At 60.8% G+C, this 19,135-nt stretch carries 15 protein-coding genes and 2 pseudogenes; 12 read left to right on the forward strand and 5 right to left on the reverse strand.

Going from position 1 to position 19,135, the window contains the following annotated elements:
• A pseudogene (locus tag GI374_RS06870) lies at nt 1-139 on the forward strand (IS5/IS1182 family transposase); the annotation flags it as partial.
• A gap of 387 nt (nt 140-526) precedes the next feature.
• Here the strand turns inward: GI374_RS06870 and GI374_RS06875 are convergent.
• Together GI374_RS06875 and GI374_RS06880 are read right to left on the reverse strand one after the other, a co-directional pair.
• On the reverse strand, nt 527-2,053 hold the full coding sequence (locus tag GI374_RS06875) for a DUF3987 domain-containing protein (protein WP_154336299.1): 1,527 nt from the start codon (nt 2,051-2,053) through the stop codon (nt 527-529).
• Between the two features lie 48 nt (nt 2,054-2,101).
• On the reverse strand, nt 2,102-2,395 hold the full coding sequence (locus GI374_RS06880; RefSeq protein WP_154336300.1) for a hypothetical protein: 294 nt from the start codon (nt 2,393-2,395) through the stop codon (nt 2,102-2,104).
• Between the two features lie 203 nt (nt 2,396-2,598).
• Here GI374_RS06880 and GI374_RS19765 point away from each other — a divergent pair.
• Together GI374_RS19765 and GI374_RS19095 are read left to right on the forward strand one after the other, a co-directional pair.
• A pseudogene (locus tag GI374_RS19765) lies at nt 2,599-3,075 on the forward strand (MobA/MobL family protein); the annotation flags it as partial.
• 124 nt (nt 3,076-3,199) lie between these two features.
• Nucleotides 3,200-3,526: a hypothetical protein gene (locus GI374_RS19095; RefSeq protein WP_229582882.1), complete on the forward strand. Its 327-nt coding sequence runs from the start codon at nt 3,200-3,202 to the stop codon at nt 3,524-3,526.
• A gap of 150 nt (nt 3,527-3,676) precedes the next feature.
• Here GI374_RS19095 and GI374_RS06890 read toward each other — a convergent pair whose 3' ends face one another.
• From GI374_RS06890 to GI374_RS06895, 3 genes are all read right to left on the reverse strand, one after another.
• The gene (locus GI374_RS06890) at nt 3,677-5,581 is read right to left on the reverse strand and encodes a DNA methyltransferase (protein ID WP_229582885.1); all 1,905 of its coding nucleotides are present in this window, start codon (nt 5,579-5,581) and stop codon (nt 3,677-3,679) included.
• On the reverse strand, nt 5,493-5,960 hold the full coding sequence (locus GI374_RS19100) for a type IIL restriction-modification enzyme MmeI (RefSeq protein WP_229582887.1): 468 nt from the start codon (nt 5,958-5,960) through the stop codon (nt 5,493-5,495). Before GI374_RS19100 ends, GI374_RS06890 begins: the two co-directional genes overlap by 89 nt.
• 105 nt (nt 5,961-6,065) lie before the next feature.
• Nucleotides 6,066-7,340, reverse strand: a complete 1,275-nt coding sequence (locus tag GI374_RS06895; RefSeq protein WP_154336302.1) for a site-specific integrase — start codon at nt 7,338-7,340, stop codon at nt 6,066-6,068.
• Between the two features lie 286 nt (nt 7,341-7,626).
• Here GI374_RS06895 and GI374_RS06900 point away from each other — a divergent pair, with 286 nt between their 5' ends.
• From GI374_RS06900 to GI374_RS06940, 9 genes are all read left to right on the forward strand, one after another.
• Nucleotides 7,627-8,916: an integrase arm-type DNA-binding domain-containing protein gene (locus tag GI374_RS06900; protein WP_154336303.1), complete on the forward strand. Its 1,290-nt coding sequence runs from the start codon at nt 7,627-7,629 to the stop codon at nt 8,914-8,916.
• A gap of 779 nt (nt 8,917-9,695) precedes the next feature.
• The gene (locus tag GI374_RS06905) at nt 9,696-9,881 is read left to right on the forward strand and encodes an AlpA family transcriptional regulator (protein WP_154336304.1); all 186 of its coding nucleotides are present in this window, start codon (nt 9,696-9,698) and stop codon (nt 9,879-9,881) included.
• A gap of 309 nt (nt 9,882-10,190) precedes the next feature.
• Complete coding sequence (locus GI374_RS06910) at nt 10,191-11,054, forward strand: toprim domain-containing protein (RefSeq protein WP_229582889.1); 864 nt, start codon at nt 10,191-10,193, stop codon at nt 11,052-11,054.
• Nucleotides 11,054-12,040, forward strand: coding sequence for a DUF927 domain-containing protein (locus tag GI374_RS06915; RefSeq protein ID WP_154336306.1), 987 nt, complete (start codon nt 11,054-11,056; stop codon nt 12,038-12,040). Before GI374_RS06910 ends, GI374_RS06915 begins: the two co-directional genes overlap by 1 nt.
• Complete coding sequence (locus tag GI374_RS06920) at nt 12,037-13,425, forward strand: helicase RepA family protein (RefSeq protein WP_154336307.1); 1,389 nt, start codon at nt 12,037-12,039, stop codon at nt 13,423-13,425. The genes GI374_RS06915 and GI374_RS06920 overlap by 4 nt, the downstream gene beginning before the upstream one ends.
• A 381-nt stretch (nt 13,426-13,806) precedes the next feature.
• Nucleotides 13,807-14,190, forward strand: coding sequence for a hypothetical protein (locus tag GI374_RS06925; protein ID WP_154336308.1), 384 nt, complete (start codon nt 13,807-13,809; stop codon nt 14,188-14,190).
• Nucleotides 14,180-14,623, forward strand: coding sequence for a hypothetical protein (locus GI374_RS06930; protein ID WP_154336309.1), 444 nt, complete (start codon nt 14,180-14,182; stop codon nt 14,621-14,623). Before GI374_RS06925 ends, GI374_RS06930 begins: the two co-directional genes overlap by 11 nt.
• Nucleotides 14,624-15,051: 428 nt before the next feature.
• Nucleotides 15,052-15,270 carry a hypothetical protein gene (locus GI374_RS06935; protein ID WP_154336310.1) on the forward strand — a complete coding sequence of 73 codons (219 nt, stop codon included), beginning with the start codon at nt 15,052-15,054 and terminating at the stop codon, nt 15,268-15,270.
• A gap of 808 nt (nt 15,271-16,078) precedes the next feature.
• Nucleotides 16,079-18,865, forward strand: coding sequence for an ankyrin repeat domain-containing protein (locus GI374_RS06940; RefSeq protein WP_370515227.1), 2,787 nt, complete (start codon nt 16,079-16,081; stop codon nt 18,863-18,865).
• The last annotated feature ends 270 nt before the right edge of the window (nt 18,866-19,135 follow it).

Below are 19,135 nucleotides of genomic sequence, written 5' to 3' on the forward strand. Positions count from 1 at the left end.
GATCGAGCGCTTCTTCTGCAAACTCAAGCAGTTCCGCCGCATCGCCACGCGCTTCGAAAAGCACGCAACCAACTTCCTTGCCGCCGTCGCCCTCGCCTCCGCAAGGATTTGGCTGCGCGCAATTGAGTCCGCGCCCTAGGCGGCCCTTCAAACCCTTGGCGACTGCCATATATCGCGTGGCGGGAACGACGGACTCCACCTCTGAAGGACCCTTCGTGCGACCGGCCGCTACCTCATCTGCTACCCGGACGCACGATCTCGAAAACAGACCCAAGAAAATCAACAGGATCGACAAAGTAAGTGGCGGAGGCGGTGTCCTACGAATATAACTCGTATTTTACTGTATTTATTACATATTTTTCTACTTCACCAACTTGCCCCCACATTTTCCCCCACAGCCGGAAGGTCGTCTTTGTTTCTCTGGACCGGCTTAGATGCTCGCCTCGCGACCGCTGTGCCGCGAGGCTCTGGAGCTGCTACTCTGCTATTCGAAGGGTGGCCCGCCGCATCAAGCAGCGGGCCAAGGTCAGATCAGAGTCTTGAGGTTCGGGTGGAGTTCGTAAGCAAGCTGGCGCGGTGAGCCATCCACAACCGTCCCCGGAGGAAGGAACCTGATCCAGCCGGAGGAGGCCAAGGTGTCCAGCGCAGCCCTACGCACCGCATGATTGCGGAAAGCCGCCGGACCCATCTGCGCGACCTGATTGTCATGATGAGCCGTCTGCCCCGGTTTAAGGTTCCCGTAGAGCCATCGCCCCAGCTCTTCGGCGTGCGCGTTATGGCGGCCTTCTCCGGCTACCCGCGTGATGTGCTCGAAAGACGCAAGATAGAAACGCATCAGTTCGCAGCCATTGCGCGCGGCCGCCTCACATACTTCCGAGGCCGTCTCGTCGTCAAAGAGCGTTCCAATCCCCGCCAGCCGAGTGGCGTTCTCAGTGGCGCGAGATGCGAAAGAACAGATACGATGATACTTCCCGCCATTCCCGATTTCGCTCTCAATCTCATTATAGAACTCGACCAGAACTTCGAGCGCATCCTTGGAAAGGCGCAAAACAGGGCGGGGATGCGCCAAAAAGTCATTTCCAGGCACGAAGGTTTGCCTTGCGAGACCGAAAAATTCCAGCAGTTCAACGCAGCGGAGAGCGAAGGCTTCCACAGTCGCCTTGTCCTTCGGATCGGGTGGAGCGAAGTAGCGGGTGCCCATTGTGGAAGGCGGGAACGCCGGAAGAATGCGGGGAAGAATGCCCTGTTCCAGCAATTCACGATCGCCATAGATCGACGAGAGCATATAAGGCTGGAACATCAGGTGAGCCGCCAAAGGAATGCCCTCGATGTAGTCTCCAGCGCCATTCGCCCGCGGTCGCCCGTATGGAGTCCCACTGAACAAGTGCGCGAAGAAGCTAATTGTTTTCTTGCGGTTCTCGGGTTTCATCGCGTGCCCGCCGAAGAAGCCGGCAGCGTCATCGTTGGCAAGAAAAGCCGTGCCCGGACCGTTCTTCATATGACTGATTAGACCTTCAACGGTCGGCTCAGAGCAGATAATCTTGGCAATCCTATGCGGCTCCTCGGGCTCCTTGCGGCGCTTCCGGGACTTCGGCTCGGGCACCGAATGGAGGACTTCTGCCTCCTCTGCGAGCTGCTTTCCCAGCTTCCGTTCGAAGAACCGGATGCCCCCTGTTGCCCGGTCGTCTGCGGTGCTCTTGCGTTCGCCGCTCAGGGCGATGGTGGACAGCATCACGGCAAGCGGCATCGGGCTGCCCATGATGGTTTCGACGTCTCCACTCAAGGCGCTCACGGCCGACATGGCGCCGAGGGTGCTCTGGGCACAAATGCCCATCGGGGCCTGCGTGAGAGCATGGATCGCCCCGGCCGCAGCCGCGCCGGTGTTTCCGAGAGCATGAACGGGAAACCCAATCGGGCATGAATCCCCCGATTTCAGGAGCTGGAGTTTCTGCCAGCCAATCCGCTGCGCATCATCTAATAACTGGCCGGAGCCAACCGTCTCTTGCTCAATGAGCGTTTCCGCGAACGAGGCGGGCTTCGTGTGCTGAACCATTTTCCGTCCTTTCGGTTTGTAGCGGGTTCGAGAAGGACTTGGAGTTTTTCAGCGGACCTCGGAAACTTTTGAGCAAACTTTTTTTCGCGTCGGGTTGGCCCCATGTTCTCGGGTTTGAGGGTCGCCTGAGTCGCTACCCGCAACCGCCTTCTTGTGCTTCTGCGGGGTGATGGCTTGAAGCTGGTGCTCAAGGTGGTCCAGCACCCCTTCCGACACCTTCACCAATTGAGCGTCAGTGAAGTCTCGTCCGTGGTAAGGTGCGAGCTTGAAGACGCGGATGTGCGTGATCGCCATCATCATCAACATCATTGCTGATCGCTCAATTTCAGATCGTCGGTGCATTTCCCTATCTCCTTTTTGAAGGCGCACAACGGACAAAATAGTGATTTTGTCCTCACTCTCAAATGCGACACATGGCTCTGTTTTCACTGCGACACTCGGTCAGAACATTCTCGGACAAGAGGCGGGCCGAAGAGCGCGCAGCTGTTCCGGGTCAAACAGCGGCACACCTGCGCTAAATCACTCGCAGTTCGGCTGCCCGCGAAGTGCTGCGGAGCCGGATCGTCGGCACCGATGCCGAGGTAGCGCGGGTCGCAGAGGATGCCGCCACGAAGCGCAGGGGGCGGGTCGCAGTACGCTTCATCATCGCCTTGCCCGTTGAGGCCACCCCGGAGCAGCGGGTCGAGCTGACGCGGGCTTTTGCCGAGGCGCTTACCCACGGAACGGCCAGCTATGTCGGAGCGATCCACGACAAGAAAGGCAACGACCGAAGTAATCCTCACTTCCACCTCGTCGCGTTCGACGCCTTCGAGAAGTCAGGGGGACGGGGACGCCCCCGGAGCGTCATGGGCATGGCCCGGAAGGGCGCTGTGGAGGCTGCTGCGGCCCTGTGGGCGCGCATCCACAACGAGAGGATGACTGCCTGGGGCTATGGCGCGTCCTCGCTCATCTCGGAACTGTCCAACGAGGCGCGGGGCATCGACCGCATTCCTACCATCCATGAAGGGCCCGGCGCGCGCCAGATGGCCGCGCGCGGCGCGGTCCCTGCGGCAAAGCCGGCATGGCGCAGGATCGACGCCGGGCAGACCCGAAGCGCCGCAAACAAGATCATCTGCGAGATCAACCAACTGAAAGAGGAGGAGACACATGGCAACCAACCCGATGGATTGGGAAGCCGCGATGACCGCGACCCGCACGAGCGCCGAGAAGGCCGCCCTGTATGCGGATCGGACCGTGGGAGGGGTCGCGCAGATGCTCGACCAGCAGCGCCGCCTTTCGTCGCTGATGGCCGACCTGACGAAGGCGCAGACGAAGGCCGAGTCCCGCCTTTCCGAACTGCTGGAGCGGACCCGGACGGTCCAAGCAGCCCGCCGTTTCGCCAACCCGAGCAGGCTCCTCCTCCTCGCCTGTGGCTCCTCCTTTCTGTGTCGTCGGTCCTGTCCGCCGCCGTCGCGTCCGCCGTCTGCTTGCTGAGTTGATGATGATCCGCGACACCCTTCGCGCCCGGCTGGCCGCGGCGTCGAGGGCCGCGTCGGCCAGGATGGCCGACGCCGACGAGCCGACGCCCGAGAAGGAGCGTCGGCCGCCGGAGCGTGCCAGATAGCAGAATAGCAGTTCCCCGGATCAGGCTGAGACTCGCGCCCCTCTCCGCTTCGGCTTCGGTGCGGCCGTCAGGGGCGCAATCATCTTCTCGTAGAGCCCGAAGAGGTGTTCCGCCCTTTCCCGGTCGCTGGTGAAGCCCTTGGGTGCGTAGAGGCGATCAACCGCTCGGTCGAGCGCCTGATGAGCGCGACGGAGATCAAGCGGCATCAAATCGGGATCATAGAGGTCCGCAAGCGTTGAGTCAGGATACGAGGCGCGCGCGACGAGAACCGCCTCTGCTAATGACGTCAGCTTAGACATGTCAGCGCTCGCAGGCGGTGGCGGGAAGGTATGATAAACAACCCCAATTCCATATTGGTATCTACTTTCCAGACGCCCCCCAATATAGCGGACCCAAGCCATATGCATGGCAGAAGTAAGCAATGCGAATAGCGGCTTTGTTGCGCCCGGGAGGATTTGAATTTTATTGCTCGGGATCGCCGGGGGTTTCAGCCGCGCAATCGGAATGTAATCCCGGCGCTCCGAGCTAACTTCGGGAATCACCAAGAAGGGTTTGTCCGGGATGGTCTCAACATTGAACTTCGTAGGCTTTTCTGCGATGGCAAGCGTGCTCGGCCTCTTGCTTCTCAGGCGGGAGGCCTTCACGGCACGCAACCTTTCGACAACTCGCGGCATGGCCTTCAGCTCAGCCGGCGTCGCGGATTGAAGTGCCAAAATCGAGCGTTCGGAATCGTACAGAAGCTCTTCTGTGCCAATGAATGGGCGCATGTATCGCTTCGCCGCGGGTTCCAGAGCAAGGAAAGCTGTTCTCTCCTCCTTGTTGAATATTAAGAACCCTCCATCAATAGGTTGTGATCCGCTAATGATTGTTGGTAGTGAATTAAGGGGCTTAAAGGCCTCGCGGACCACCAAGTGCGGATCATTAAGCCTGCTTGCGTCGAAAAGATAGGGAGACAAGGCAGAATGGCGGCTTTCGACAGGGTCGCCATTGAGATCATCGTATGAGAATAGCCGCTTTTCTTTTGCAACGCCGCCAGCAGGATCGAGACCGAGAATGACAACATGCACGCGGGCTTTTCCGCGCGCATCGGAGCCCCAAGCGAATGTCCGATGCGCAAAGGCGATTTCTAACCTACATTGGTTGAAAAGGATAGGCCAAAGCTGGGCTACCTGCTCGCCCTGCGTAAGCGAGTTTGTTGAGACAAATCCAATGCGTATTTTTCTTGCCTTCGCATAACGGCCAGCAAGAATAAACCAAGCCGCCACAAAATCAAGAGTCCCTCCCGATTTGCCGAGTGTAGCAATTCTGCGCACCTGTGCGCGCTGCTCATGAGATTGATACTTCGACCCTATGAAGGGCGGATTGCCGAGAATGAACGAGCAGCGCTCAGGCGGCAGCAGAGTCGCCCAATCGGTTTCCAGCGCATCAGCATGGAGGATGTGCGGCGACTGCCGCAATGGAATACGACTGTATGATTGTCCGAACGCCAGACTCAGCCGGGTATTCATGATGTGGTCCATCATCCACATCGCGGTCTCGGCAATACGCGAGGCGAACTCACCAATCTCGATCCCGTAGAACTGGCCTACATCGACCTTGCTCAGGTCGGCCGCGTCCAGCTCCATCGTTCGATCATCCTCCCGGTAGGCGCGCAGCTCCAGAAGAAGCTCCTGTTCAAGCTGGCGCAGCTCGCGGTAGGCGATGACAAGGAAGTTGCCACAACCACAGGCCGGGTCGAAGAAGGTCAGCTTCGACAGCCGGTTATGGAAGGCTTGCAGCTCTACCCGGCGACGGCTGTCCTTTCGCGCTCTGAGCCGCGCGAACTCGGCTCGAAGGTCATCGAGGAACAACGGCTCGATGACCTTCATGATGTTCTTTTCGGTCGTGTAGTGCGCCCCGGAGGCGCGGCGCTCCTTCGCGCTCATGACCGACTGAAATAGCGAGCCAAAGATTGCGGGAGATATGCCAGACCATCGAAGCGGCAGGCTTCAAGCAACCTTTCACGCATTCCGGAGGTGAAGTCTGGAATACGCAGAGGGTCCTTGAATAGATCACAAGATCGCGTCCGATGCTCTTCTGTTCTACGAGCAGGACGCCCTTCCAGAAGAGGTCGATGAAACCGGCCTTATCGCCGAGTTTCCTCACCGGCTCCTCAAACGAGGCGACCTTGCGAATGGGAACCCCAAAAACATCAAAAAAATCGCGATAGAAAAGCTGAGTCTGCCCTTTCTCGTAGCCCTCGCCGGCCCACTCCTCCGCAAACGCAGCAGCGCGGGCGCGAATCTCATTCCAGTTCAACCTCATGGCCGCTCATCCCCATACCTTCAGTGAGAAACAGCCTTAAGCCAGAGCAACACCCTTCACCATCCGGTCCGTCGCCAAACATCTGCCCCGTTGCGCGGCCGCAACCTACGCGCTGGCCGCCTCACCGACCTCCTCAAACCGCTCCTTCCGGAACTGGTTGAGAATATCCGCGTAAGTGCCACTGGCACCCGTGGCCCAGAGCCCCCAGACTTCGATCAGCTCCTCACGTTCGTTCCAGTAGATCGTTCGCAAGTAAGCCGACTCGGTCTTGTTCTGGTTGATATGGGAAAAGGCGTATTCCTTCACCTTGTCCCGAGCCTCAGCGAAAGTCTCTGCCCAGTCTCGGAACGCGCTGCGCATACCATGAACCGTCGCGTCGGGATAGAATCCATGAAGGACCTTCGCCATCGTGTTCTCTGAGATGGGCTGTTTCGGCTTGCTTGGCGAGGCAAACACGAACGGCGAAGCGTCGGACCGCCGCTTTTCAAGTTCCCGGAGAATTTCCATCGCTGCGAGCGGCAGCGGCACCTCAAACACCCGGTCGCCCTTCATGTTCTCCGCCGGGATCGTCCAGCGATCAAGGTCGGGCGAGAACTGTTCCCATGTCGCTTTGCGCACGGGGCCGGAGCGCAGCGCCGTCAGGATCGTGAAGCGAAGAGCAAGCGCGCCAACGCCCGGCACCTGTTCGAGCCGCCGCATCAGGTCGGCGGTTTCTTCCCACGGGATGGCCGCGAAGTTCTTGACGGCTTTCCTCTGGCGCGGAAGCGCAAGGCGAACGCCATCAACTGGGTTCCCTTGCGTCCGATGGCCCTTCACGATGGCCCACTCGAAGACGACCTGGAGGCGTTGAAGGACGCGCCGGGCGGTTTCCTGCTTGGCGATCCAGATCGGCGTCATGACTGTGATGATGTCGTTGCGCGTGATGTCATTGACTCCGAGATCGCCAATCGTCGGGAAGGCATAGGTGGCGAGCGTGTTCAGCCATTGATCGACATGCTTGCCGTTTCGGCTCGTGCTCTTGATGTGAGTCCGATGAACCTCGGCCGCGAGAGCCCGGAAAGGGATGGACTTTGGCTCAACTCGCCGGACGGTCGGATCGCCACCCGTCCGGGCAATCTGGCGGAACTCGTGAGCCTTCGCGCGCGCATCGGCAAGGGAGACTACCGAGGCGGAGCCAAGTCCAAGGTCGCGCCGTCTGCCCTTAATGACGATGCGCAACAGCCAGCGCCTTGCCCCGGTCGGATGGACTTCCAGATACAAGCCGCCACCGTCAGTGTGTCGGCCGGGCGGTGCGCTCTTCACGAACGCGGCCTTGAGCCTCTTCTCGTAGTGGGGCGCGCTGGCCTTTCGTCCGGGAACAGGACTCGGAACATCAGTCATCAGTCATCGTCCCCACATTTATTCAGGGACGAACCGGGGTCGTCAAGCTGCCAACACAGAGTTGAGGCTTGTTTATGCTGATATTTTTCCAGATCAGGGACTGTCGTCGAGCCGTGATCCTAAGAAAATGGCGGAGGCGGTGCCCGCCATTTTTCTTTGCTATCAGGCGCAATCGGTCGCACAAGTGGCTTTCCCTCAAGCGCTTAGGCACAGCTTCCGCTGTGTGGCATTGCAATCACTCGCGTCCTGTCGCATCCTTGTTGGAGGGTATTAGTCAGGGTGTCATATGCCGCGTCTAGCCAAGGAACTCACGGCACTAGACGTGAAGCGGCTGCAGCATCCGGGCAAGGGCCGGAACGTGACATTCAATGTGGGCGGGGTCGCCGGGCTGGTGCTGCAGATTACCCCGAGCGGCGGACGCACATGGCTGTTGCGGGTGCAGGTCGGAGCGAAGCGCCGCGAAATTGGCTTGGGCGGCTATCCCGATGTGACCTTGGCCATGGCCCGCGACCGGGCGCGCGATGCCAAGGACAAGATCCGGAGCGGCATCGACCCCGTGGAGGATCGCAAGGCCGCGAAGGCCGCCCTGGTCGCGGCCCAGCATCGGGGCCTGTCCTTTGCGGAGGCCGTGGAGCGCTATCTTGCCACAAAGCTGGAAGCCTTCCGCAACCCCAAACATCGCCAGCAATGGCGCAACACGCTCAACAGCTACGCGCTGCCGGACCTGGGCCCCATGCTGGTTCAGGACATCGGCACGCAGGACGTACTGCGGGTGCTGGAACCCCTCTGGCAGAGCAAGACCGAAACCGCATCCCGCCTTCGCGGGCGCATTGAGGCGGTCCTGTCCTGGGCCACGGTGGCCGGGCACCGCGCGGGCGATAACCCGGCGCGCTGGGCCGGCAACCTGAAGGAGTTGCTGCCCGCCCCCTCCAAGGTGGCGAAGGTGGGCAATCAACCGGCGGTGCAGATCGACGATGCACCGCGCTGGTTCGCGGCGCTGCGCCAGCGCGAGGGCATGGGCGCGCGGGCGCTGGAGTTTGCCGCCTTGACAGCCGCCCGCTCACAGGAAGTGCGGGGCGCGCTCTGGGATGAGATCGACTTCGAGGCAGGGCTTTGGATTGTCCCGGCGGTACGGATGAAGATGGAACGTGAGCATCGCGTGCCGCTGACGCCGGACGCGGTGGCACTGCTGAACGCCCTGCCGCGCTTTGCAGACAATCCGCAGGTGTTCCCGGCGGCGCGCGGGGGCGAGTTGTCCGACATGACTCTGAGCGCGGCCATGAAGCGGCTGCATCAGGCGGATGTGGACGCTGGTGGCACGGGCTTCGTGGACCGCGTTAGCAAGCGCCCCGCGGTGCCGCATGGGCTGCGCTCGACCTTCCGCGACTGGGTGGCCGAGCGCACGGACTATCCCGGCGACATGGCCGAAGTCGCGCTGGCGCATCGCATGGCAAGCGCGGTGGAGGCCTCCTACAGGCGCGGCGACATGGTGGAAAAACGCCGCGCGATGATGGTGGCATGGGCCGAGTTCTTGAAATCTCGGACCGGCGACTCCCGTGCACCGGGAGAGAGATAATGGCCCGATATAAGCCATGCTCATGTGATCATCCGTATCGTGGATGCTTCTCCTGTGCCGTCGATTACGTGATCAAGCAAGTCCGCACACATCCAGACTGCGAGTGCCTTCCTCAAAGGTCTTTGTCCTGCGAGCTCTGTGGTTGCGCGTTGCTTCCTGATTGGGAAAACGCGTTGGCACTGGCGTCAGCAGCCTATGAGCACTTGCCCAAGGCTCGCGCGCGATCGCGTGGTTTGAAGTTCGAGCGGCTCGGGGAAAGAGCATACATTTCCAACAAGACCGAGATCAGGCGGCGCGGGAGCTTCTGGCGGAGGTAGAAAACGATCCTGTTAGCCATGATGCTGCAATGTGGTTCGTGCTCAGTGTATAGAAGAGCAGACCACCGTCCCCAAACCGCTGCGCGCTTGGGCTGTGAGTGCAATCCGCGGCGAGATCAAGCGACCGCGCTACAAGGGAAAATATCCAGGAGCAACCCGATGGCGGGATGTCCTAATCGTAGGGCTTATTGACACTATGGTTGAAGGCATGGGCCTGAATGCAACCAGCGGTATCCACGACGAACCTCGGAGTGCCTGCCACGCAGTAGCGGCAGCGTTCGTCGCGCTGCGGCAGCACCCGCAGAGTTACGAAGGCGTCGTGAAAATCTGGGCACGTCGGTCGGATCTTAGAGAGCGATCCATTCCGGAGCGTATGTAAGACCACGGGCGAGTTCTTACTAATGAAGGGCGCAATTAGGTGCGCCAATCTAGCACCCAACGCAACCCGTTGGAGTGCATTGCATGTCCCCCATCTACATCGCGGTCGCCCAGATTGCCGCTCGCTATGACGTCCACCCGTCTACCGTGTGGCGCTGGGCCAAGGTCGACCCGAACTTCCCGCAGCCGATTACGCTGACGCCCGGCTGTACCCGCTGGAAGCTCTCTGATCTCGAAGCGTGGGAAGCAGCTCGGGCCGAAGCCATCTGAAACCGAACCGCCGCCCGGCAAAGGGCAGCGGCGCTGGTCGTTTCGGCTGTGTGGATGCTCCGAAGACTAGCGCAAAGCCCTCCCGCCCGAAAGGCTGAAGGAAATTCGCTATGACCGAGCTTCATGGATTGGAGCGGGTTGAGCCCGTCGAGGGCCCCCACCCCACATTACCGTACATCGCGGCCCCACGGGAACTGCCAGCGATCGTTTGCCGCCCTGACTGCGCGGAGTTTCAGGCGCCGAGCGCGGTCAGAGTCGGACCGCCGTCAGTCCTCCAGCTGGGTGGCTGCCGTGACTGATGCGCGCTCCTTGACCGCAGCGCTCGGCGGCAGGTGGCATGGCCGCTACGGACTGACCTGCTGTCCCGCGCATGCCGACCGCAACCCCAGCATGACTTTGGCGGACGGTAGCAACGGACAGCTGTTGCTCCACTGCAAGGCGGGCTGCGCCTTTCGCGACATCGTGGCCGCGCTGCGCCGCCGTGGCCTTCTAGACGCGCGAGATCGCCTCCCGCCGCCGGATCCTCACGAGATTGTTCGCCGCCACGCCGCGGATGAAGCCGCGGCCGCGAAGCGAGAGCGGCAGGCGCAGGCCATCTGGACCGAGGCGGTTCCGGTTACGGGCACGCCTGCAGAGGCCTACCTGCGCGGGCGCGGCATCACTGGCGATCTGCCCAAGACACTGCGCTATCATCCCGAATGCTGGCACGGCGCAACTGCAAGCCGAATGCCGGCTATTGTGGCACGGGTCGATGGGCTCGAGCGGCTGGCCGTGCACCGGACTTACCTGCGCCTGGACGGACGCGGCAAGGCTGACGTGGCGCCGAACAAGGCCATGCTCGGCAGGGTGGCGGGCGGAGCGGTGCGCCTGGCCCACGGCGCAGGGCCGCTCGTGGTCGCCGAAGGCATCGAGACCGCGCTGAGCCTTGCATGTGGCCTGCTTCGCAGTCCGGCGATCGTGTGGGCGGCGCTGTCCGCCGGGGGCATGGCCAGGCTGTGCCTGCCGCATCCTCCGCACGAGTTGCTGATCGCGGCTGATGGCGACGATGCCGGCTGCGCGGCGGCCGAGGCGCTCGGGAAGCGAGCAGCAAGCCTTCGGTGGGTTGTCCGGCTGCGCACCGCGCCGGATGGGCGCGATTTCAACGATGTCCTGCGCGCAAGGAGGGGCTGCTGATGGTGCACGCGATTAACACAACGTCCGAGCGTCCCGAGCTGCCCGACGGGTTTCAGTTCCGGACCGACGGTCTCTATCGCTGCGTCCGCAGCGGCGGTGACGTGAAGTGGGAATGGTTCTGCTCGCCTCTCCAGGTTTTGGGACTGACCCGCGATGCCGGCGGCGGCGGCTGGGGGACTTACGTGAAGGTCATCGACGGCGATGGTCAGGCACACTTCCGCGCCTTCCCTGCCCGCATGCTGGCGGGAGACGGTGCCGAGCTGCGGGGCGAGCTCCTGGACATGGGGCTGGTTCTGGCGCCCGGCCGGGAAAGCCGCGACGCCTTGGCGCGACTACTTTCGGCATGGCGGCCGCCGGTCCGGATCCTGACGACCGAACGGCTGGGCTGGAGCGACGCCTCCTGCACCGCCTTCGTCCTGGGAAATGGGTGTGTGCTCGGTGCGGGTCGTGTCGTGTTCCAGCGCGAGGCGCCCATACCTGCTGCGGCTGCCCTGCGCTCCGCGGGCAGCCTGGATGGCTGGCGCTCGCAGGTGGCGGCGCTCTGCGTGGGCAATCCCCTAATGTTGGTCGCTGTATCTCTGGCCTTCGCGGGTCCCGTGCTCGAGCCACTCGGCGCCGAAGGCGGCGGGTTGCATCTGCGCGGCGCCTCGTCGCGTGGGAAGTCCACCATCCTGCGGGCAGCAGGCTCTGTGTGGGACGACAGCCGGCTCGAGCAGACCTGGCGCGCCACCACCAACGGGCTCGAGGGCATCGCCAGCGCCTGCAACTCTACCCTGCTGCTGCTCGACGAGCTCGGCGAGGCGCACGGGTCCGCCGTCGGCGAGGCGGTCTACATGCTGGCAAACGGGCAGGGAAAAACGCGGGCGAAGCGCACGGGCGTCGCACGTGCGACGCAGCGGTGGCGGCTCATGGCGCTGTCTACGGGCGAGGTGGGCCTCCGCGACAAAATGGCCGAAGCGGACCGGCGGGAGACGGCCGCGGCATGAACGTCTTTGCCACCTTGGGCGCGCAGAGCGCGGCCAACCGCGCCGATATTGGCTTCCGCCCGCAATCCCGCCTCTCCGGCCGGCCCGCCGACCTCGCCCACGCGCTGCGGCCACTGTATAGCCTTCACCCGGTGCTGTCGTCGCGCTACGTGGTCAAGGGCTGGCTGGATCGCGGCGCGCTGTCCGTCCTCTACGGCGAAAGCAACGTCGGCAAGACCTTCCTTGCCTTGGATCTGGCGATGCACGTCGCGGCCGGGATGGACTGGCACGGACATCGCGTCCCCTCAGGGGAGAGATGGGCTGGGCCGGTGATCTACATCGCCGGCGAGGGCGGCACGGGCCTGCACAACCGCGTCGAGGCGATCCGCTGCGAGAACCCTGAGCTGATGGAGCACATCGGAAACGGCGGCGACTTCCTGCTGCTGCCTGTGGCGGTGGACCTCTGCACCAGCGAAGACGCCGACCATCTGCTGCAGGTCATAAAGAGCAGCATGGACACCATGCCTGCGCTGATCGTGGTGGACACGCTGGCACGCACCATGGGCAACGGCGATGAGAATGCCGCGAAGGACATGGGCCAGTTCGTCCGCAGCGTGGACCGACTGCGAGTCGAGACCGGTGCACATGTCATGGTGATCCACCACAGTGGCAAGGATGCATCCAAGGGCGCACGCGGGTCGGGCAGCCTGCGCGCGGCGGCGGACACCGAGATTGAGCTGACGCGCAGCGATGGCGTCGTCATCGCCAGAGCACGCAAGCAGCGCGACATGCCCTGCGACGGCGCCTTTGCCTACCGCCTCAAGAACGTGTTCCTCGGCTTTGATGAGGACGGCGACGCGGTTACGTCGGCAGTGGTCGAGCCCGCTGAGATCGAGAAGGCGGACAAGCGGAGAAGGGCATCCGGACGGACGGAGGCCGCACTGTCCGCGCTGTCCAATGCGCTGGCCGAGGGTGGCAGAATCATCAACTCGCCTGACCTGCCCAGCGTCCCCGTAGTCGAAGTCAAAACGTGGCGGACCTATTGGGCCCGCCTCGGCCTGACAGATAGTGATGACCCGCAGACCAAGGGGCGGACCTTCCGGCGACACCGCGATGCTCTGATAGCCCAGGACCTTGTCCGCGTCTCGGACGACTTCGTCTGGCGATTGGACACACCCCGAACGGACAAGGCAGACACACAGCCGGTAGCCGCTGTCAGAGCGGACAAGGCGGACATGGCCGTAGCCGAGACGCGACATGATGTCTCACCGAACCATGCCCTCAGAGGGCAACTCCCTGCCTACGCGGAACACCAGCAAATGTTGGCAACGGACAAGGCGGACAGGCAACGGACACAGGCGGACATGTCCGCGCCGCAGACGGACGGACACGGACACCCCCTATAAGGGGTGTCCTTGGCCCGTCTGCGACCGCCCGTCCGAGCGGCGCAGAGTCCGGCAACCCGCCACACCCTCCTTCACCTGCAACGGCTCTGCCCAACACGGATGCATTTGACCCGGAGATGTGGCGATGAGCGAAACCTGTCCCGGGACCTGTGAGCTCGTTTCTTCTCTGGAGCGGGCAAGGCTCTGCTCCTCGGCGCTTGAAAGGAGTGCCGAGTTCTTCGCGGAGACCACCCATTGCCGCTCCATCGGCCATCCTCGAGCAGGGCAGACCTACGCCCCCGATCGTGCCCGACGCGTCAATTCCGCTTCCCGACGCGAGCAGCAATACCAGCGCAGTCTGAACTGTCGGAACTGTCCAAGCGATTCTCGACGGAGACCATCATGACGAACAGAGCGCGAGTCCCCAGCGCGACAGCACAAGTACCCACCGCCGCCTTCGCGGAACACACCACCGAGGAGCAGAAGGCCTTCATCTGCAGCATCCTGACCGACTACTTCGGCGAGGAGCCCGCGGAGATGCTGTTCGCCTATCTGGCCCACTGCGGGATTCCGATCCATGCCATCCGCTCGGCGCACGACATCGTCCCGGCATTCCTCGGCCTCTATCGCATCCGCCCCGGCGCCTACGACGTGGATGCGGCCTTCAAGCACCTGCGCTGGTGGCCTCCGATCGCCGCGCGCATCGCCGAGCTGGAGGCGGAAGCCGAAGCAGAGACACAAGCAGACGCGGAACCCGCAGCGGAGACTTTGACACGTGATTTGTGACGGCAAGGCGACCCGCAACATCCGCAGATTCTGGTGCAAGGATATCGGCGCGCTCATCGTCGATGGCGTGCGGATCCCGATCGTGCGCACCTGCGGGCCGCTCGGGGGCATGCGCAACTGGTGGCTCTGCCCGCAGTGCGGGCGCCGCTGCGAACTGCTCTATGGCGAAACCTACATCTGCCGGATCTGCGCCAAGGGCCGCTACCGCTCGGAACTGGCCTCGCCGCGCGAGCGCAAGCTGCTCAAGGCATTCAAGATCCGTGAGCGTCTCGGCCAGACGTCAGGCGGCATTATTGCGCCATTCCCAGCCAAGCCGAAGTACATGCACTGGAACACGTACCTCCGCACCCGAGCCGAAGCCGAGCAGAACGAGCTACGCATCCTTCAGGACGAGCTGGCCGATCTGAAGCGCACATCGAAGGTCAGGCGGTAACTTTGCTCGGCGAAACCACCTGAAGGAGTAGCCTGAAGTGTCAGGCTTCAGATCTAGGAGTGCTTCCCGTCGCGCCGGTCAGAGGAGAGCTCGGCGAGGCTGACGCGGTCGATGGTATTCTCGCTAAGGTCCAGCACGGTGTCGTCGCGGAACTTGTTCACTCCGATTTCCAAGATCGGCACCGGCGCCGCGTGCCGAACCAGACGAATGCAATCGCATCAAAGACGAAGGTTATCGGCGTCGGCGCCGCCGTCAACAGGTCGTCTCGGCCGGATCGATCCGGTCGGCGTCGCCAATTCCTTCGATCCGGTCGCGGCGGCCGGACCTGTAAACCCGCATACGCGCCCTGGCCGACACTTCGTCGTTGACCGACGACCCGTCCGAGACGACCTTTGGACAAGCGCAGGAGGAGGTAGAGGAGCAAGGCGATGACCCTGTTGAGCGTGAAGGCAGCGATCCGCGACCACTGGAAGCAGTATCACCGGAAGGCGGTGAAGGGCTGGAGCCCGGAGGAACTCGACCGGCAGGCGGAAGCGCGGGCACGGATGGTGATGGACGAGGCCGCGACATTCCGGGCGATGGGCCTGGATCCGCTCCAGGCCGAGGGCGAGGCAATGCGGACGACGGGCTACGTCGGCCCGGCGTAACCGATACCCCGCCGCCGGCACCAACCCCGGCAACTTCCACATCGGCCCCAGGTTCGGGCTCGGCAAGGGCAGTTCTTCGTGCCTAGTTTTCATGGTAACGTGGTCAAGACTATCGCCGACATTCTCCATATGGGCGCGTCCCGGTAAGCCGGGACCAGGCTTTAGCTCCAACCGCTGAAGCGGTTTCCACCCTAGCCGCGCGTGCGCGTCTCGGCCCATGCGGGTGACGATCCTTCGCGCGGGAGCTGCGGAACCGGCGCCTGACCGACCAAAGCGTCGACAGGCAACCGCCGTAACCTACCCACCTTGGCATGCAATGTGTAGGACACCGTAGTGCGTGCCCGCTCCGAAGAAGTGCGGCATCAGCGAACGGCTGCCAAGCAACACACCCTGTCATCGCATGCCCAGAGGCCCCGCGAAGCCCGCCGATCGGCGCGTCCTAACTCGACCATAACCACCCATCACCTAAAACCCGGATCCCAAGAGCGAGCATGAGCTTCAACGAATCAACATCATACTATATGCTTCCGGCCACAGCGTGAAAACAAACACGGAAGCCAACGTGCTCGGCAACACCACCAAGGTCTCCGTGACTATGTCTAACTAAGTGTCCGGCCAAAACAGGGATCAGTTCAACCATGACTCACGTGTCAGGACATCTGAGTTAACGCGGGCATGCAGATCTCAGGCCACAGTACGCTTTGGAGGTCATATGACAGTAGAGACATTAGAATGGGCCATCAGGTTAGACAATGCGCCTCTGGTGAGGAGTGACATTGAAAGCGGAACCCCGCTCAATGATTCGCTGATGTGGCGTACTCGTGACGGAGGATGGAGGTGGCCTCGACAGTGCACGCCGCTTGATTATGCACTCTGTTTGAATAGCCTCTCAGCAGCAACCGTTCTTTACGAACTCGGCGCGCTTCCTGATCACCCTAACACTGATCGGCCGGCGCTCCATTCTGCCTTAATTTATCGACATCTAGATTGGGTCAAGCAATTAGTTGCACGAGGCGCTGACGTAAACAAGCCCACCCCATATCGGGGCAATCGCACCCCCCTATCGTATGCGGCATCGCAACTGCCAGAAAGCATTCCCCTTCTGCTCTCAAAAGGCGCTCTTGCTAATGTAACTGACCCTAAGGGACGTACACCTCTCATGTTAGTCGCGGCGCACGCTGATGTCGTTGCGTGGGACGCGCTCATATCGGCTGGCGTTGCGGTAACTCAACCAGATCACACTGGGCATTCTGCACTGCACTATGCCTCTTTTCACTCGGTGCATCGTACTCAGGACTGCGCTGAAATTATCAGCAGTTGCTTAGACCTCGGGCTGGACCCAAATCGTCCCAGTGAAAATGGATTAACTCCCGTTCTTTCGGCTGCTCGATTTGGAGGGCGGTGTGTGGAGCAGTTGCTCGATGCAGACGGAAACCCAAACGCTATTGATGAGCATGGGCAAACTTTTCTTATCCACGCCGCCCGATCAACTTCATACTCCCTTTCAGAAGCCCTGCTAATCGACGACAATGTGTCAGCGACGGATATCGCCGGGAGATCTCCAATATTTTGGGCGGCCTTGTCCAGAACTGATCCAGAAGCACTTGAGAGACTAATCGATGCTGGTAGCGATTTCGAGGAACTAGACGCACTCGACAGAACACCACTTATGTATATCCTTAGGAAGCACGAAAACGGAGGTGCCGAAACGCTAGCACGGTTTTTCTTAGATAAGCTTCCGGATATGTACCGCAAGGATCATCACGGAAACGGATACTGGCATCACCTCACAACGCGAACACGAATACGCAAAAACGCCCTGGCAATCCCGCAGGATTTTTGCTCCGAGCTGATAAATTGGGGTAAATATGTCGAACTCGGGCCGCCGGAGGAATCACTGAATTTCCCAAAGGAGAACGACGCCTTCCCATTGGCCGGCGAGAAGACTAATGCCCCGTCGCTTGCCAGAATACTGCTTTCCTTCAACGGTGGCGACACTGGAATAGACGATCGGAACGGCAGGTCCCAGACGGCATTCCTAAACTGGTGCTCCAGCCAGGACGTGGCAGGTTCTTTTGCACCATCAGATACTGAACTAGTAAAAATCTTTGTCTCTAGAAACGTGGATTTGAATACCGCCGATGAAGAGGGAAATAGTCCGCTCATCCTGTTGTGTCAAAGGCACCCTTTCAGTGAGTCGAATCTAGTCGAGGCGGTCGAAGCCATTTGCCTCAAAGGGGCTGATGTTAACGCTAAGAACTTCGCGGGGGAAACGCCCATAGACTTGGCAATGCGCGGCGGCTTGAGGCTCGTCGCAGCAGCTCTCCGAAGGTATGGCGCTGGAGTTCCGCATGTCGTGATCGAGGATCACGTTAATGACGTGGAGCTGCCTGTGGTCGAGTCGCTGACGTTGCCTAAGCTTTCGGACTCTGGCTCTGTGCCCTTAGTGGCAGAAGAGTTTCAGGAACAATCAACAGCCCCAATTGTAACGCGCTTGGAACCCACAGAGGGGTGCGCTATTGCAGCTTGCAATTCTGAGGTCGGCCCATGGAGACACCCCATAGGCACCGGCGGAGAAGACCCGAAAACAAGTTTGCTCCACTCAGAAGCCTCAGCGATGTATCGCGCCGCCAATACCGCATATCAACAGGACGCCCAAAGGCAGTTTGCCTACATTCAGCTTGAATCCGGCAAGAGGACTATTCAGAGACAAGTCCAATTCTACCGAGACTATATTGAGTACAAGGATTGTGACGGGCCCAAGAAAAACGCTGCAAACTGGCCCGGGAAGTCTTGGCATAATTATGGACTTGCTATTGACGTAATACGGGGCAACGATGAACGAAGGATAAAAACGGCTCTAATCGACGCAGGGTGGGAAGCCAATGTAGACGGCGAGGGATGGCACTTCGAGGCAAAAGGGGCGCACTCTTGGGATACGATAAAGGGCGACATTGCTGAACGAGCTGAGCCTCGAGCAAAGGATTGTGCATTCGCGATAGTAGAGGATGTACTGTATGGATGCTATATCAAGAGAAACGAGGAGAAGTTTCGCGAACAGCAGCGAGAAATCAGTGAATTGCGGCGTGAGCTAGACCAGAAGCGACGAGACCTTGATCGACGTCGAAGAGATCTGCAGTCGAGAGCAGAGTCGTTGAGAAGGGAGCAGGCAGAGATAAACGAAGAGCAAGCATATATCGCATCATTAAGACGTGAATACGATGGGATGGTGTATGACTTATGTCCAAATAACCAATCATACAATGAGTGCACCCACATTGAGTTAAAACAGCGTTGGGACCAGCAACGGCAAGATCTTTGGAGGACCTGTCAGAGTCGCGCGACAGCACTTAGATTGCGGAGGTCACGGCTCCAACGAGAAATAATGACCCTACGGGGAGATGAGAGGGCGTGGCAGCGTGACAAGCAGGTCTTTCAGGACGAAAACCGCGATTATTCACTGAAAGTTCGTGACTACAGGCAGCTTGAGCAACGCATGAATCGTTGGCGGAGACTTCAGAATGAAAGAAGGCGGGCAGTCTCTGCTCTTGCCGCGCAAATTCAAACAATCGCCGATGAAATCGCGAACGGATGATCCGCAACTAACGCCAATTTGATATTTGCTCGCCCTGGATGATGACATGGGCGCGCGCTGGAACGCGTTCTTTATGGCAAGGTCAATCCTGCACGCCGCCTGAGAAGAGCGCCGACCATATTGATTTCTCTGCACCGGAGGCGACCAGGGAGCGTGCCTCGATGGTTGCTGAGCGCTGTAGCATCGCGGAACTCGTTGAGCTGGACTCGGCTCTGCGTCGCGTGATCCATCTCGTTTCGCTTGCACTTCGGAGGTTTGTCAAGCTGCCGA

It is taken from the genome of Paracoccus sp. S-4012, from assembly GCF_009674885.1.
Taxonomy (GTDB): Bacteria; Pseudomonadota; Alphaproteobacteria; order Rhodobacterales; family Rhodobacteraceae; genus Paracoccus.